Origin of the sequence: Mycobacterium sp. 050272 (assembly GCF_039023525.1) — a bacterium.
Taxonomy (GTDB): Bacteria; Actinomycetota; Actinomycetes; order Mycobacteriales; family Mycobacteriaceae; genus Mycobacterium.
This window is the reverse complement of sequence record NZ_JBCHKV010000002.1, coordinates 517,590-531,523: the sequence shown is the minus strand read 5'-3', so window position 1 is coordinate 531,523 and position 13,934 is coordinate 517,590. Positions and strand designations below refer to the sequence as shown.

The 13,934-nt window shown below is 65.2% G+C and carries 14 protein-coding genes; 9 read left to right on the top strand and 5 right to left on the bottom strand.

Annotated features, from left to right (window positions below):
* Positions 1 to 13: 13 nt before the first annotated feature.
* The gene (locus AAHS21_RS07270; protein WP_342926995.1) at positions 14 to 1,729 is read right to left on the bottom strand and encodes an alpha-keto acid decarboxylase family protein; all 1,716 of its coding nucleotides are present in this window, start codon (positions 1,727 to 1,729) and stop codon (positions 14 to 16) included.
* Positions 1,730 to 1,792: 63 nt separating this feature from the next.
* Here AAHS21_RS07270 and AAHS21_RS07265 point away from each other — a divergent pair, with 63 nt between their 5' ends.
* Genes AAHS21_RS07265 through AAHS21_RS07250 form a run of 4 tightly spaced genes read left to right on the top strand, consistent with a single transcriptional unit; the run spans position 1,793 to position 4,367 of the window.
* Positions 1,793 to 2,236 (top strand): SRPBCC family protein, encoded by a 444-nt coding sequence (locus AAHS21_RS07265; RefSeq protein ID WP_342926994.1) that lies wholly within the window; start codon positions 1,793 to 1,795, stop codon positions 2,234 to 2,236.
* Between the two features lie 5 nt (positions 2,237 to 2,241).
* On the top strand, positions 2,242 to 3,375 hold the full coding sequence (locus AAHS21_RS07260; RefSeq protein ID WP_342926993.1) for a CaiB/BaiF CoA-transferase family protein: 1,134 nt from the start codon (positions 2,242 to 2,244) through the stop codon (positions 3,373 to 3,375).
* A gap of 57 nt (positions 3,376 to 3,432) precedes the next feature.
* Positions 3,433 to 3,885, top strand: a complete 453-nt coding sequence (locus AAHS21_RS07255; protein ID WP_342926992.1) for an SRPBCC family protein — start codon at positions 3,433 to 3,435, stop codon at positions 3,883 to 3,885.
* A 29-nt stretch (positions 3,886 to 3,914) separates the two neighbouring features.
* The gene (locus AAHS21_RS07250; RefSeq protein WP_096290024.1) at positions 3,915 to 4,367 is read left to right on the top strand and encodes an SRPBCC family protein; all 453 of its coding nucleotides are present in this window, start codon (positions 3,915 to 3,917) and stop codon (positions 4,365 to 4,367) included.
* On the opposite strand, the gene AAHS21_RS07245 is transcribed toward AAHS21_RS07250, so the two are convergent.
* Positions 4,354 to 5,526, bottom strand: coding sequence for a pyridoxal phosphate-dependent aminotransferase (locus tag AAHS21_RS07245; RefSeq protein ID WP_342926991.1), 1,173 nt, complete (start codon positions 5,524 to 5,526; stop codon positions 4,354 to 4,356). The two genes, AAHS21_RS07250 and AAHS21_RS07245, sit on opposite strands and share 14 nt — an antisense overlap.
* Positions 5,527 to 5,750: 224 nt before the next feature.
* Here AAHS21_RS07245 and AAHS21_RS07240 point away from each other — a divergent pair, with 224 nt between their 5' ends.
* The 3 genes from AAHS21_RS07240 to AAHS21_RS07230 all read left to right on the top strand — a co-directional run bounded on the left by AAHS21_RS07240 (position 5,751) and on the right by AAHS21_RS07230 (position 10,341).
* Positions 5,751 to 6,962, top strand: coding sequence for an acetyl-CoA C-acetyltransferase (locus AAHS21_RS07240; protein WP_342926990.1), 1,212 nt, complete (start codon positions 5,751 to 5,753; stop codon positions 6,960 to 6,962).
* 4 nt (positions 6,963 to 6,966) lie between these two features.
* A complete protein-coding gene (locus AAHS21_RS07235) occupies positions 6,967 to 9,111 on the top strand; it encodes a 3-hydroxyacyl-CoA dehydrogenase NAD-binding domain-containing protein (protein ID WP_342926989.1) in 2,145 nt (714 codons plus the stop codon).
* 246 nt (positions 9,112 to 9,357) lie between these two features.
* On the top strand, positions 9,358 to 10,341 hold the full coding sequence (locus AAHS21_RS07230) for an LLM class F420-dependent oxidoreductase (RefSeq protein ID WP_342926988.1): 984 nt from the start codon (positions 9,358 to 9,360) through the stop codon (positions 10,339 to 10,341).
* Between the two features lie 5 nt (positions 10,342 to 10,346).
* On the opposite strand, the gene AAHS21_RS07225 is transcribed toward AAHS21_RS07230, so the two are convergent.
* Positions 10,347 to 10,640, bottom strand: a complete 294-nt coding sequence (locus AAHS21_RS07225; RefSeq protein ID WP_342926987.1) for a putative quinol monooxygenase — start codon at positions 10,638 to 10,640, stop codon at positions 10,347 to 10,349.
* A gap of 18 nt (positions 10,641 to 10,658) precedes the next feature.
* The gene (locus AAHS21_RS07220; protein ID WP_342926986.1) at positions 10,659 to 10,862 is read right to left on the bottom strand and encodes a hypothetical protein; all 204 of its coding nucleotides are present in this window, start codon (positions 10,860 to 10,862) and stop codon (positions 10,659 to 10,661) included.
* 124 nt (positions 10,863 to 10,986) lie between these two features.
* On the opposite strand from AAHS21_RS07220, the gene AAHS21_RS07215 reads away from it, so the two are divergent.
* Both AAHS21_RS07215 and AAHS21_RS07210 read left to right on the top strand, forming a co-directional pair.
* Entirely contained in the window at positions 10,987 to 11,400 is a 414-nt protein-coding gene (locus AAHS21_RS07215) for an OB-fold domain-containing protein (RefSeq protein WP_342926985.1), read from the top strand.
* Positions 11,401 to 11,416: 16 nt separating this feature from the next.
* Positions 11,417 to 12,562, top strand: a complete 1,146-nt coding sequence (locus tag AAHS21_RS07210) for a thiolase family protein (RefSeq protein WP_342926984.1) — start codon at positions 11,417 to 11,419, stop codon at positions 12,560 to 12,562.
* 97 nt (positions 12,563 to 12,659) lie between these two features.
* Here AAHS21_RS07210 and AAHS21_RS07205 read toward each other — a convergent pair whose 3' ends face one another.
* Positions 12,660 to 13,844: an FAD-binding domain gene (locus AAHS21_RS07205; protein ID WP_342926983.1), complete on the bottom strand. Its 1,185-nt coding sequence runs from the start codon at positions 13,842 to 13,844 to the stop codon at positions 12,660 to 12,662.
* Positions 13,845 to 13,934: the final 90 nt, after the last annotated feature.

Genomic DNA, 13,934 nt, shown 5'->3' with positions numbered 1-13,934 from the left:
TCAGCGCCGCCTTTCAGCGGCGCCTGCTGCCGTCCGGCGACATCGGCTGCACGAGTTCGACCAGCAGCGGTGGAATTTCCATGCGGGGCAAGACCACTTCGACAAGCACCATGCGATCCTGATGGCCCGCCGCCGCAGTCAACGCGTCGTCGAGTTCGCCGTAGGTTTGCGCACGGAACGCGAGGTGGTTGGCCACGCCGAGCGCGTTGGGGATATCGGTCCAACTCCAGCTGGCGATGTCGTTGTAGGGCGCCGTCTCTCCGTGGATCGCCCGTTCGACCGTATAGCCGTCGTTGTTGACCACGACGATGACGGGCGACAGCCCCTCGCGAAAGAACGTGCCGAGTTCCTGCACGGTCAGTTGCGCGGCGCCGTCCCCGATCAGCAACACCGACCTTCGGTCCGGGTGCGCCACCGCTGCGCCGAGCGCCGCGGGCAACGTGTAACCGATTGAGCCCCAAAGGGGTTGGCCGATGAATGTGACCCCCTTGGGCAGCCGGTGGTCGGCCATCCCGTAGAAGGAGGTGCCCTGATCGGCGAGCACCACGTTGCCCGGTGTGAGCGCGGTACACAGCCGGTCCCACACCATCTCCTGGGTCAGGGCTTGATCTCGCCCGGGCGCCGCGGCGGCGGCTGCGGTCTGTTGGTCCGTTGCCGACGCGACGGGTGGTGAACTGATTCCGCGCCGCGTCAGGATTTCGGCCAGCGCGTCGAGGGCGGCGCCCATCTCCAGCGGCGCGAACACCTCACCGGCCACACTGCTTTGGTATTGGCCGATGTCGATGGTCCGCGCTGCATCGATGTGCTGGCTGAAAAAGCCGCTCACCATGTCGGTGAACACCACGCCGGCGGTGACCAACGCGGGTGCGTCCTCGATCGCGGCACGCACGGCGGGCGCGCTGGCCGCACCGGCGTAGATGCCGAGGTAGTTGGGTGCGCTTTCGTCGAGCAAGCTCTTGCCCCACATCAGCGTGGCGTACGGCACCACGTCGGCGTTCAGTAGCGCCTCGAGTTCCTTGACCGCTTGTAGCCGATGCACCAGCAGGTCGGCCAGCACGGTCAGCCGGTTGTCGCCGATCAGCTCGGTGGCGGCCTCGACGAACATCGACAGGGCGCGCGGGCTGGTGCCGCCGGCATAGCGGGGCAGCGGCGCGTCGGGTGGTTCGGTGGGGAAGCGCGCCACGTCGGTGGACAGCAGGATGTAGCCAGGCCGCTTCTGCTCGCGCACCTCCAACAGCACCCGGTCGATTTCCCGGCATGCCGTCGCCGGCATCAGATTGGCTTGAGCACAGGTGATTTCACGGCTGATGCGGAAGAAGTGCTCGAAGTCGCCGTCACCGAGCGAATGGTGCAATGCCCGCCTGGTGCCCTGGGCATCCTTGGAGGGGCCACCGACGATGTGCACGACCGGAACATGCTCGGCGTAGCTACCGGCGATCGCATTGGTCGCCGAAAGCTCACCTACCCCGAATGTCGTTACCACAGCTGCCATTCCGCGCAGCCGGCCATAACCGTCGGCGGCGTAGCCGGCGTTCAGCTCGTTGGCGTTGCCCACCCACCGAATTCGTGGATGCGCGACGATGTGGTCGAGGAATTCCAGGTTGTAGTCTCCGGGGACGCCGAAGATCTCCGAGACGCCAAGCTCGGCGAGACGGTCCAACAGGTAGTCGCCGACGGTGTAGACAGAATCCGCGGGCCCGGCCGCCGCGTCGGGCGTGGTAGCAGTCACGAAGTCGACGTTACGCTGGTCGAAAGCGCTCCCCGCCGGGCGTGGTTTCGCTATCGTGCGGCCATGGCGATCAACGAAACCCGCGAAGTTGTCATCGAAGCCAGCCCCGAAGAGATCCTCGACGTCATCGCCGATCTCGACTCGGTGACCGAATGGTCGCCGCCCCACCAGAGCGTAGAAATCCTCGAGCGCGACACCGACGGACGCCCCACCAAGGTCAAGATGAAGGTCAAAGCCGCGGGCATCACCGACGAGCAGGTGATCGAGTACTCGTGGGGCGACAACGAGGTGAGTTGGACGCTGATCAGCTCCGGTCAGCAGCGCTCCCAGGATGCCTCCTACAAACTGACGCCGAAGGGTGACGGCACCCTGGTCAAGTTCGAGCTCAGCGTCGATCCCGTGGTGCCGTTGCCGGGCTTCGTGTTGAAGCGCGCCATCAAAGGCACCGTCGATACCGGGACCGAGGGCTTGCGCAAGCGGGTGCTGCAGGTGAAGAAGGGTAAGTAGTCGCCGTGACCGGCGCGGGACCCCTGGCCGGGATCAAAGTCATCGAACTCGGCGGTATCGGACCCGGGCCTCACGCGGGCATGATGCTCGCTGACCTGGGTGCCGACGTGGTGCGGGTGCGCCGCCCCGGCGGCGTGGCGATCGCAAGCGCGGCGAAGCCGGGCGAGGCGGGTCGCCACCAGGCAGTCCCGACGATGCCGGCCGAGGACCGCGACCTGTTGCACCGGGGCAAACGGATAGTCGACCTCGACGTCAAGACTCATCCGGGCGCATTGCTCGAGCTCGCCGCCAAGGCCGACGTGTTGTTGGACTGCTTTCGGCCCGGCACCTGCGAGCGGCTCGGGATCGGACCCGATGAGTGCGCGGCGCGCAATCCGCGACTGATCTACGCGCGGATCACCGGCTGGGGACAGGACGGGCCGTTGGCGTCGACGGCGGGGCACGACATCAACTACCTGTCGCAGACCGGTGCGCTGTCGGCGCTGGGCTATGCCGACCGGCCGCCGATGCCGCCGCTGAACCTGGTCGCCGATTTCGGCGGCGGGTCGATGCTGGTGCTCGTCGGTATCGCCGTCGCGCTGTACGAACGTGAGCGGTCCGGCCGCGGGCAGGTCGTCGACGCCGCGATGGTCGACGGCGTCAGTGTGCTTGCCCAAATGATGTGGACCATGAAGGCAATTGGCAGCCTGCGCGATAAGCGCGAATCGTTTCTGCTGGACGGCGGCTCGCCGTTCTACCGTTGCTATGAAACCTCCGACGGCAAGTACATGGCCGTCGGCGCGATCGAGCCGCAGTTCTTCGCGGCGTTGCTCAGTGGGCTCGGTCTGTCGGCCGACGAGGTGCCGGGCCAGCTTGAAAGCGGTTCGTATCAGCAGATGTACGACGTGTTCGCCAGGCGGTTCGCCAGCCGGACGCGAGACGAGTGGACTCAGGTATTCGCCGGCACCGACGCGTGTGTCACACCGGTGTTGACGTGGAACGAGGCCGCCGGCAGCGAACATTTGAACGCGCGGTCGACGCTGATCGCCGCCCACGGCGTCGAGCAGGCCGCACCCGCTCCGCGTTTCTCGCGAACGCCGGCCGGGCCCGTCGGGCCACCGCCGGCCGCCACCACGCCGATCGACGAAATCAACTGGTAGCAAATTACTTACCCGAATACGTTCCGTGCCTCGAACGGTATTGCTAGGTTGAACTCAGTGGCTGTAAAGGCATCACGTGAATTCATAGTTGATGCGCCGCTCGACGTGGTCATGGGGGCGCTCGAGGATGTCAGCGTGCTGGAATCCTGGTCGCCGCTTCACAAAAAGATCGAAGTCGTCGACCGTTATCCGGACGGTCGGGCGCACCACGTCAAAACCACCATCAGAATTATGGGCTTGCGCGACAAAGAGGTGCTGGAATACCACTGGGGCCCGGATTGGGTGGTGTACGACGTGAAGGGGACGGCCCAACAACACGGCCAGCACGTCGAATACAACCTCAAGCCCGAGGGCATCGACAAGACGCGGGTGCGATTCGACATCACCGTCGAACCGGCCGGGCCCGTGCCCGGATTCGTCGTTCGGCGCGCGATGGAACACGTTCTCGACGCGTCGATCAAGGGGCTGCGCGATCTGGTCGCGCGGGGCGGTCCGGATAACTCACCGTAATTCGGTCTCGATTGCTAATTTGTTAGACAGTGGCCATACGTGCATCGTCGGAAATTGTCATCGGGGCGCCCCCGGACGTGATCATGGAGGCGCTGGCCGACATGGACGCGGTGCCCTCGTGGTCTCCGTTGCACAAGCGGGTCGAAGTCGTCGACCGATATCCCGACGGGATGCCGCACCACGTGCGAATGACGATCAGGGTGAGCGGCATCGCCGACACCGAAATGGTCGAATATCACTGGGGTCCCGACTGGATGGTGTGGGATGCGCAGAAGACCTCGCAGCAACACGCTCAACATGGCGAATACAACTTGGAGCGCGAGGGTGACGACAAGACCCGGGTCCGATTCAGCCTCACGATCGAGCTGAGGGCACCACTGCCCGGGTTCTGGGTACGCTCGGCGGGCAACAAAATCCTGTACGCCGCGCTGGAAGGCCTTCGTAAGCGCGTGATGGGCGACGAGGATGCTAAGCAGTCTTGAGTGCGGACAGTCGCCTGATCGCCTCGTCGAGGGTGTCGTCGCGCTTGCAGAAGGTGAAGCGCACCAAGTGATTCCACAGATCGGCATGCGGCGCGGTCGGGTCGCAGAACGCCGACATCGGAATAGCCGCCACGCCAACCTTTTCCGGTAGTGCCGCGCAGAACGTCGTGCTGTCGTCGTATCCGAGTGGCCGAGGGTCGGCGCACAGGAAATAACTGCCGTTACTCTCGTGTACCACGAAACCGATGTCGGCCAGGCCGGCAGCCAGCCGGTCGCGCCGGGCTTGCAGCGAGCGCCGCAGGTCGTCCACCCAGGCGTCCTCGGTGTCCAGCGCCAGCGCGACCGCGGGCTGGAACGGCGCCCCGCCGACGTAGCTCAGGTACTGTTTGGCCGCGCGCAGCCCGGCGATGAGTTGTGCTGGACCGCAAGCCCATCCGATCTTCCAGCCGGTGCAGTTGAACATCTTGGCCGCGCTGGAGATGGTGATGGTGCGCTGCGCCATGCCGTCGAAACCGGCCAGCGGCAGGTGACGATGGCCGTCGAACACCAGGTGCTCGTACACCTCATCGGTGATCACCAAAAGGTCGGCGGCCACCGCGATCTCGGCGATCGCCTCCAGTTCGGTCGCGCTCAGCACGGCGCCGGTGGGGTTGTGCGGCGAGTTGACGATGAGGGCCCGGGTCTTTGGCGTCACCGCCCGCCGCAGCGCGCCGGTGTCCAGCGCGAAGCCATGGCCGTCGGAAACCAGCGGTACGGCGACGCGGTGTGCGCCGGCGATGGCGACCACCGGCGAGTAGGAGTCGTAGAAGGGCTCGATCAGCAGTACCTCCGAGCCGGGCTCGACCAGGCCGATGACCGCCGACGCGATGGCCTCGGTGGCCCCGACCGTCACCAGCACCTCGGTGTCCGGGTCGTAGTCGATGCCGAAATTCCGCTTGCGCTGCGCCGCGACGGCCTGGCGCAGCGGCGCGATGCCGATCCCCGGCGGGTACTGGTTGGCACCATCGGCGATCGCGTCTTGCGCCGCTTTCAACATCGCCGGGGGTCCATCCTCGTCGGGAAAGCCCTGACCCAGGTTCACCGCGCCGATGCGCGCGGCCAACGCCGACATTTCGGCGAACACCGTGGTCGCGTAGGGCCGCAATCGCGACACCGTCATGGTCGTCGAGCTTAGGCGGAGGCGGTCGCAGCGTGAGCCTCACGCCGGCGCAACGTCGGTTCGGTCGGCACGCCAGCGTGAGGCCCCGGCGACGGTGGGAGCGCGCCGATCACCGCTCGGAGTCCTGAGCAGCAGCGACCTGCCCAACCAACAGGTTGGCCGGGAGCCCCTGTTAGGGTGCACCTAGACGGACCCGAAACCCATTTTGCGAACAGGAAGTCGACATGTCCGAAGAAGCCTTCATCTATGAGGCCATCCGCACGCCCCGCGGGAAGCAACGCAACGGATCGCTCAACGAGGTAAAGCCGCTGAACCTGGTGGTGGGCCTGGTCGACGAGCTGCGCCGCCGCAATCCCGACCTGGACGAGAACCTGATCAGTGACATGATCCTGGGCGTGGTGTCTCCGGTCGGAGACCAGGGCGGCGACATCGCCCGCACCGCGGTGCTGGCCGCCGGCCTGCCCGAGACCACCGGTGGTGTGCAGCTGAACCGGTTCTGCGCCTCGGGTCTCGAGGCCGTTAACACTGCCGCCCAGAAGGTGCGCTCGGGCTGGGACGACCTGGTACTGGCCGGGGGCGTCGAGTCGATGAGCCGCGTCCCGATGGGCTCCGACGGCGGCGCCTGGGCGACCGACCCCGAGACCAACTATCAGATCGGCTTCGTGCCGCAGGGCATCGGTGCCGACCTGATCGCGACCATCGAGGGCTTTAGCCGCGAGGATGTCGACGCTTATGCGTTGCGCTCGCAGGAGAAGGCCGCCGAAGCCTGGTCGGGCGGATACTTCGCGAAGTCGGTCGTGCCGGTGCGCGACCAGAATGGTCTGGTCATCCTCGACCACGACGAGCACATGCGCCCCGACACCACGATGGAGGGCCTGGCCAAGCTGAAGACCGCGTTCGACGGCATCGGCGAGATGGGCGGCTTCGACGACGTGGCGCTGACGAAGTACCACTACGTCGAGAAGATCAACCACGTGCACACCGGCGGTAACAGCTCCGGCATCGTCGACGGTGCCGCGCTGGTGCTGGTCGGTTCGGAGGCGGCGGGCAAGTCCCAGGGCCTGACCCCGCGGGCGCGCATCGTGGCCACGGCCACCAGCGGCTCGGACCCGGTCATCATGCTCACCGGCCCGACGCCGGCCACCCGCAAGGTACTCGACCGTGCCGGCCTGACGATCGACGACATCGACCTGTTCGAGCTCAACGAGGCGTTCGCGTCGGTGGTGCTGAAGTTCCAGAAGGACCTCAACATCCCGGATGAGAAGCTCAACGTCAACGGTGGTGCCATCGCGATGGGCCACCCGCTGGGCGCCACCGGCGCCATGATCACCGGAACCATGGTCGACGAGCTCGAGCGCCGCAACGCGCGTCGCGCCCTGATCACGCTGTGCATCGGTGGCGGCATGGGTGTCGCGACCATCATTGAGAGGGTTTAAGGCCATGGCAGAGAACACGATTCAGTGGGACAAGGACGCCGACGGCATCGTCACGCTCACGCTTGACGACCCCACCGGGTCGGCCAACGTGATGAACGAGCACTACAGCACGTCCATGCACAACACGGTCGAACGTCTTACGGCAGAAAAGGATTCGATCGCCGGTGTGGTTATCACCAGCGCGAAGAAGACCTTCTTCGCCGGTGGAGACCTCAAGGCCATGATCAACCTGGGTCCCGAGAACGCCGGTGAGGCCTTCGACACCGTCGAGTCGGTCAAGCGGGACCTGCGCGCCCTGGAGACCCTGGGCAAGCCGGTGGTAGCTGCCATCAACGGTGCCGCGCTCGGCGGTGGACTGGAGATCGCGCTGGCGTGTCATCACCGAATTGCGGCTGATGTCAAAGGAAGTCAGCTGGGCCTACCCGAGGTAACGCTGGGCCTGCTGCCGGGCGGCGGCGGGGTGACCCGCACCGTGCGGATGTTCGGCATCCAGAACGCATTCATGAACATCCTGTCGCAGGGCACCCGTTTCAAGCCGGCGAAGGCCAAGGAGATCGGACTGGTCGACGAGCTGGTCGGCTCGATCGAGGAGCTCGTCCCCGCCGCCAAGGCGTGGATCAAGGCCAACCCCGACTCGCACGAACAGCCTTGGGACAAAAAGGGTTACAAGATGCCCGGCGGCACCCCGTCCAGCCCCGCGCTGGCTGGCATCCTGCCGTCCTTCCCGGCGCTGCTCAAGAAGCAGCTCAAGGGCGCGCCGATGCCGGCGCCGCGAGCCATTCTGGACGCGGCCGTCGAGGGCGCGCAGGTGGACTTCGACACCGCCAGTCGCATCGAGAGCCGCTACTTCACCCAGCTGGTCACGGGGCAGGTCGCGAAGAACATGATCCAGGCGTTCTTCTTCGATCTGCAGTACATCAACTCCGGTGGATCGCGTCCCGACGGGATCGAGCCGGTGAAGATCAACAAGATCGGTGTGCTGGGCGCGGGCATGATGGGCGCCGGAATCGCCTACGTCTCGGCCAAGGCCGGTTACGACGTGGTGCTCAAGGACGTCAGCATCGAGGCCGCCGAGAAGGGCAAGAATTACTCGGAAAAGCTTGAGGCCAAAGCACTTGAGCGTGGCAAGACCACCGAGGAGAAGAGCAAGGCGCTGCTGGGCCGCATCACGCCGTCGGCTGACCCCGCTGACTTCAAGGGTGTCGACTTCGTGATCGAGGCCGTGTTCGAGAACCAGGACCTCAAGCACAAGGTGTTTCAGGAGATCGAGGACATCGTCGAGCCCAACGCACTGCTGGGATCGAACACCTCGACGCTGCCGATCACCGGTCTGGCGACCGGCGTGAAGCGGCAAGAGGACTTCATCGGGATCCACTTCTTCTCGCCGGTCGACAAGATGCCACTGGTCGAAATCATCAAGGGCGAGAAGACTTCTGACGAAGCGCTGGCTCGGGTGTTCGACTACACGCTGGCGATCGGCAAGACCCCGATCGTCGTCAACGACAGTCGCGGCTTCTTCACCAGCCGCGTGATCGGCACGTTCGTGAACGAGGCGCTGGCGATGCTGGGCGAGGGCGTAGAGCCCGCCAGTATCGAGCACGCCGGTTCGCAGGCCGGCTACCCGGCGCCGCCGCTGCAGCTGTCCGACGAGCTCAACCTGGAGCTGATGCACAAGATCGCCACCGCCACTCGTAAGGGTGTCGAGGACGCCGGCGGCACCTACGAGCCGCACCCCGCCGAGGCCGTCGTCGAGAAGATGATCGAGCTCGGCCGTCCGTCGCGGTTGAAGGGCGCGGGCTTCTACGAGTACGTCGACGGCAAGCGCACCCGCCTGTGGCCGGGCCTGCGCGAGACGTTCAAGTCGGGCAGCGCGGAGATTCCGTTGCAGGACATGGTCGATCGGATGCTGTTCGCCGAGGCGCTGGAAACCCAGAAGTGCCTTGACGAGAACGTGTTGACGTCGACTGCCGACGCCAACATCGGATCGATCATGGGTATCGGGTTCCCGCCGTACACCGGTGGTAGCGCGCAGTTCATCGTCGGCTACTCCGGAGCGGGCGGTACGGGCAAGGAGGCTTTCGTGGCCCGGGCCCGTGAGCTGGCCGCCAAGTACGGCGACCGCTTCCTGCCGCCGGATTCGCTGGGCTGAGTTCCGTTCGGGTATTTCGCGAAAGCCCTCGAAACAACGTGGTTTCGGGGGCTTTTCGCGGTCGCCACTGCGTCAAACGTCCTTGGGTCATCGAGTCGTACATCACGTGTATCGCCTTGTTTGCCAGGCGTTCATCGAGTGCTGTCTGCCAGGCACCGGCCGGGCCGCTGGTATCGATCAGCTGTGAGCGAATGTGACATCCCAACCCATTCCGACTCGCCCCGACGAGAGCTAGAGTCCCTAACCATGCGCTTTGGTTTCTTCATTCCGCAGGGCTGGCGGATGGATCTGGTAGGCATCGACCCGGCGAAACACTGGGCGGTAATGCGGGACTTGGCCTCCTACGCCGACGGCAGCGCCTGGGACTCGGTGTGGGTCTACGACCACTTCCACACCGTCCCGATGCCGAGCGCCGAAGCGACGCACGAGGCATGGTCGTTGATGTCGGCCTACGCCGCGACGACGTCACGGGTCAAGCTCGGCCAAATGTGCACGGCGATGAGCTACCGCAATCCGGTCTACCTCGCCAAGGTGGCGGCCACCGCCGATATCATCTCCGGCGGTCGCATCCAGATGGGTATCGGCGGCGGCTGGTACGAACACGAGTGGCGCGCTTACGGTTACGGGTTCCCGTCGGCCGGCGTTCGACTGGGCCGCCTCGACGAGGGTGTGCAGATCATGCGCGACGCCTGGCGTGCGGGCAAAGTCAGCTTCGACGGCAAGCACTACCAGGTCGACGGCGCGATTGTCGAGCCGAAGCCGTTGCAGGACAACGGTATTCCGCTATGGGTCGCCGGTGGTGGCGAGAAGGTGACGCTGCGCATCGCGGCGCAGTACGCGCAGTACACCAACTTCACGGCAGAGCCCGAGGCGTTTGCCCAGAAGTCGGAGGTGCTCGCTGGGCATTGCCGCGACGTGGGCACCGACTTCGACGCGATCGTGCGTTCGGCCAACTTCACCGCCATCGTCGGCACATCCGAGGCCGAGGTCAAAGACCGCCAGCAGCGGGTGCGCGACCGGCTGGTCGACTATGTGCCTGAGTCCCTGGCGGATTCGATGACCAGTAGCCTTCCCGACTCGGCGATGGGCACCACGGAACAGGTGATCGAGCGGCTGGCCAAGGTCCGCGATCTCGGCTGCGAATACGCGATCGTCTACTTCCCCGAGGCCGCCTACGACCGCTCCGGCATCGAGTTGTTCGAGCGGGAAGTCATCCCCGCCCTGAGCTAGCGCGCTCAGACGTCGCTGGTGGTGTACCTGGTCTTGACCGGAGGTGCGGCCAGCAGCGGCGGCAGCTGGGTCACCTTGCCTTCGCCGGCGCGAAACGCGCGGTAGGCCTCGTCGGCGTCGACCGACTCCCACTCTTCGTAGATGATCCAGTGGGCTTCGTCGGCCTCATCGACCCAGACGTCAGTACGGAGATTTCCCTCGAATGCCCGAGTGGTTTCCAGCGTGCGCCCCATCAGCTCACGCCCGGCACCGACCTCGTCGGGCTTGAACCTCAGTTCCAGCAGCACTATCACCGTCATCGTCGTCTCCTCGCATCGTCACTGTGTGCCGCTCGCCGCGAGCACACCGTTGAACCTACGGTCGACCCACTTGGCGAAATCGGGCGCCTCCGGAATCTGGTCGGAGGCCGCGAAAAGATCGGCAAGGCGTTGTTCGGCGGCCACCACCTTGTCGTCGAGCGGGACGGGCAGCCGCAGCAGGTGACTCTGGGCAAGCTCGGCGATCTTGATGTCCAGGCCCACCGCCTTGGCGTACTCACCCCTGCAAGGTATGAGAATGCGGTTTCCACTTTTCGGAAAGCTGTTATACGGTTCAGTCAGAATTGTTCTTTTGGTGCACCCGCGCACGTTCCTGGAGGACCCCTCGATGCAGAAGGCACTCGCTCCCGAGATCTCGACCTGGCCCGACGAGAACCCACAGCTGATCGGCAGTCGGTGCGGGGATTGCAGTGCCACCACCTTCCCGGTGCAGGAGCGGTGCCCGCGCTGCAGTGGCGGCTCGATGAGCGACGTGCTGTTGCCGCGGACCGGAACCGTGGTCGCCTGGACGACCCAGGGTTTCCCGCCCGGGGCCCCCTACGCCGGTCCGACCGGCAAGGACTTCGTGCCGTTCGGCGTCGGTCTGGTGCAGCTTGGGGACGTGATCCGGGTCGAGGGTCGGCTGACCGAGAACGACCCGGCCAAACTGCAGTTCGGCCAGCAGGTCGAGCTCGCGATGGTGCCGTTGACCACCGACGCCGATGACAACGAGATCATCACGTTCGCCTTCCGGCCGGTCTAGAGCAGGAGAATCCGAGATGACTAACGACGTCGCCATCATCGGCGTGGGCTTGCACCCCTTCGGCCGGTTCGAGAAGACCGCGATGCAGATGGGCGCCGATGCCATCCAGGCCGCGCTGACCGACGCGGGTGTGGGGTGGAAGGACATCCAGTTCGGATTCGGCGGCAGCCACGAGGTGTCCAACCCCGACGCGGTGACCCGCCTGGTCGGGCTGACCGGCATCACCTTCACCAATGTCTTCAACGCGTGTGCCACCGCGGCCAGCGCCATCCAGCAGACCGCCGACACCATTCGGCTGGGCAAGTACGACATCGGCATCGCCATCGGTTTGGACAAGCACCCGCGCGGGGCGTTCACCGACGACCCGGCGAAGCTGGCGCTGCCGCAGTGGTACGCGCAGAACGGGCAGTTCGTCACCACCAAGTTCTTCGGCATGAAGGCCAACAAGTACCTGCACGACCACAACATCTCGCAGGAAACCCTGGCTCGGGTGGCCAACAAGAACTTCCGCAATGGCGCACTGAATCCGAATGCCTTCCGGCGCAAGGAGATCTCGGTCGAAGAGATCCTCAACTCGAACGTGCTCAACTACCCGTTGACCCAGTACATGTTCTGCGCGCCCGACGAGGGTGCGGCAGCGGTCATCATGTGTCGTGCCGACATCGCGCACAAGTACACCGACAAGCCGGTGTACGTGCGCGCTTGCGAAATCCGCACCCGCACGTTCGGTGCTTATGAGGTGCACGCCACGTTCGCGCCCTTGGATGAGGACGTCTCGCCGACGGTGTATGCGTCCAAGGCGGCCTACGAAGCCGCGGGCATCGGGCCCGAGGACATCGACGTCGCCCAGCTCCAGGACACCGACGCCGGCAACGAGGTCATCCACATGGCCGAGACGGGCCTGTGCGTCGACGGTGAGCAGGAGAAGCTGCTGGCCGACGGCGCCACCGAGATTCACGGCTCGATGCCGGTGAACACCGATGGCGGGCTGATCGCCAACGGCGAGCCGATCGGTGCGTCGGGGCTGCGGCAGGTGCATGAGCTGGTGCGTCAGCTGCGTGGCGAGGCCGGCGACCGTCAGGTGCCGGGCAACCCCCGGGTCGGTCTGGCGCAGGTGTACGGCGCACCCGGAACCGCCTCAGCGACGATCCTGTCGCTCTAATCGTCTTCGCCGAGCGTGCAGCCACTGCGAGAAATCGCCGAAAATCTCGCAGTTAGTTCACGCTCGGCGCGAAGTCGCCGCTAAATCGCCGGTCCGGCTAGCCAACATATTCCGGTAGTGCGATGCTGTCGCGGAATTCGCTCCGAACGACCCACTTGGCCAGCCCCGGAATGTTGAGCAGTCTGGACGCCAGATTGCGGGTCCACACACCCAACGCCGTCTTGGGTGCGAAGGTCGTGGCGAATCCCCGCGCTGACCGCTGTCTGGCCTCGACGATCGGGCGCAGCTGCCTTTCGTAGCTGCGAAACGCATCCTGGTGATCGACCCCCGCGCGATTGAGTTCGCCCGCCAGGATGTAGGCCTGCACCATCGCCAGGCCGGTTCCCTCACCCGCTAGCAGGGAGACGGCGGCCGCGGCGTCACCGATTAGCGCGACCCGTCCGTGCGACCAGCGGTCCATGATGATTTGGCTGACCCGGTCGAAGTACACCTCGGAGGCTTCGTCGAGCTTGCGCAGGATCTCCGGGCACTCCCAGCCCGCGTTGCCGAAAACCTGGTGCAGGGTTGTCTTCACCTCCGGCACATCCTGTGGGTCCGGGCCGCTCATGCGATCGGTCGTGAAGACGAAGAGAAACATCGTCTTCTCGCCACGCATCGCGAATCGTGCGACCATGCGCCCGGCCATGGTGTAGGCGAGGTAGACGAGTTCGTCACGCGGCTGATAGCCCTCGACTTCGAATGCCGCGACTCGGTAGCCGAGATCGGTCGCAAATCTGGCTTCCGGTCCAAATACCAAGTGCCGCACCGGTGAATGGACGCCACCCGCGCCGATGAGCAGGTCGAATTGCCGGGATCCGCCCCGCTCGAGTGTGACCCGCACGCCTGAGTCATGTTGCACGATGGCCGAGACGCTTTCACCGAAAAGGGTTTCGGCGCGACCGTCGATAGAGCGGTAGATCATGGTCGCCAGATCGCCACGGGGAACGGTGACGAACCTGCCGTCGAGGCCTTGCCGGAACAGCTGGGCCGAAAATCCCCCCACCCGTCGCGAATTCTCGTCCACGAGTCGCATTTCGCGCACCGCATAGCCTGCGGCATGCAATTCGGCAGTAAGCCCCATGCGTTCGGCAACCGCGTATCCGCCGCCCCAGAAGTCGACGGCATAGCCACCGGTGCGCAGTCGCGGAGCCTTCTCGATGAGGGTTGGTTCGTGGCCGTAACGCGACAGCCAGTACGCAAGCGTTGGGCCGGCGATGCCGGCACCGACAACGGCGATCTTCATGCGCCTACCTCGGTAGCGGACGAGTTGGCTCAACTATGGCACTATGCAATAGTTGCATAAAGATACAGATTGGTGCCGCACACCTCGATC

Bases quoted from the DNA above. Each gene is read 5' to 3' on its own strand.
- AAHS21_RS07265 (WP_342926994.1), top strand. From the start codon at position 1,793: ATGGCGATCAACGAAACCCGCGAAGTTGTCATCGAAGCCAGCCCCGAA.
- AAHS21_RS07245 (WP_342926991.1), bottom strand. From the start codon at position 5,526: ATGACGGTGTCGCGATTGCGGCCCTACGCGACCACGGTGTTCGCCGAA.
- AAHS21_RS07240 (WP_342926990.1), top strand. From the start codon at position 5,751: ATGTCCGAAGAAGCCTTCATCTATGAGGCCATCCGCACGCCCCGCGGG.
- AAHS21_RS07235 (WP_342926989.1), top strand. From the start codon at position 6,967: ATGGCAGAGAACACGATTCAGTGGGACAAGGACGCCGACGGCATCGTC.
- AAHS21_RS07230 (WP_342926988.1), top strand. From the start codon at position 9,358: ATGCGCTTTGGTTTCTTCATTCCGCAGGGCTGGCGGATGGATCTGGTA.
- AAHS21_RS07225 (WP_342926987.1), bottom strand. From the start codon at position 10,640: ATGACGGTGATAGTGCTGCTGGAACTGAGGTTCAAGCCCGACGAGGTC.
- AAHS21_RS07215 (WP_342926985.1), top strand. From the start codon at position 10,987: ATGCAGAAGGCACTCGCTCCCGAGATCTCGACCTGGCCCGACGAGAAC.
- AAHS21_RS07210 (WP_342926984.1), top strand. From the start codon at position 11,417: ATGACTAACGACGTCGCCATCATCGGCGTGGGCTTGCACCCCTTCGGC.
- AAHS21_RS07205 (WP_342926983.1), bottom strand. From the start codon at position 13,844: ATGAAGATCGCCGTTGTCGGTGCCGGCATCGCCGGCCCAACGCTTGCG.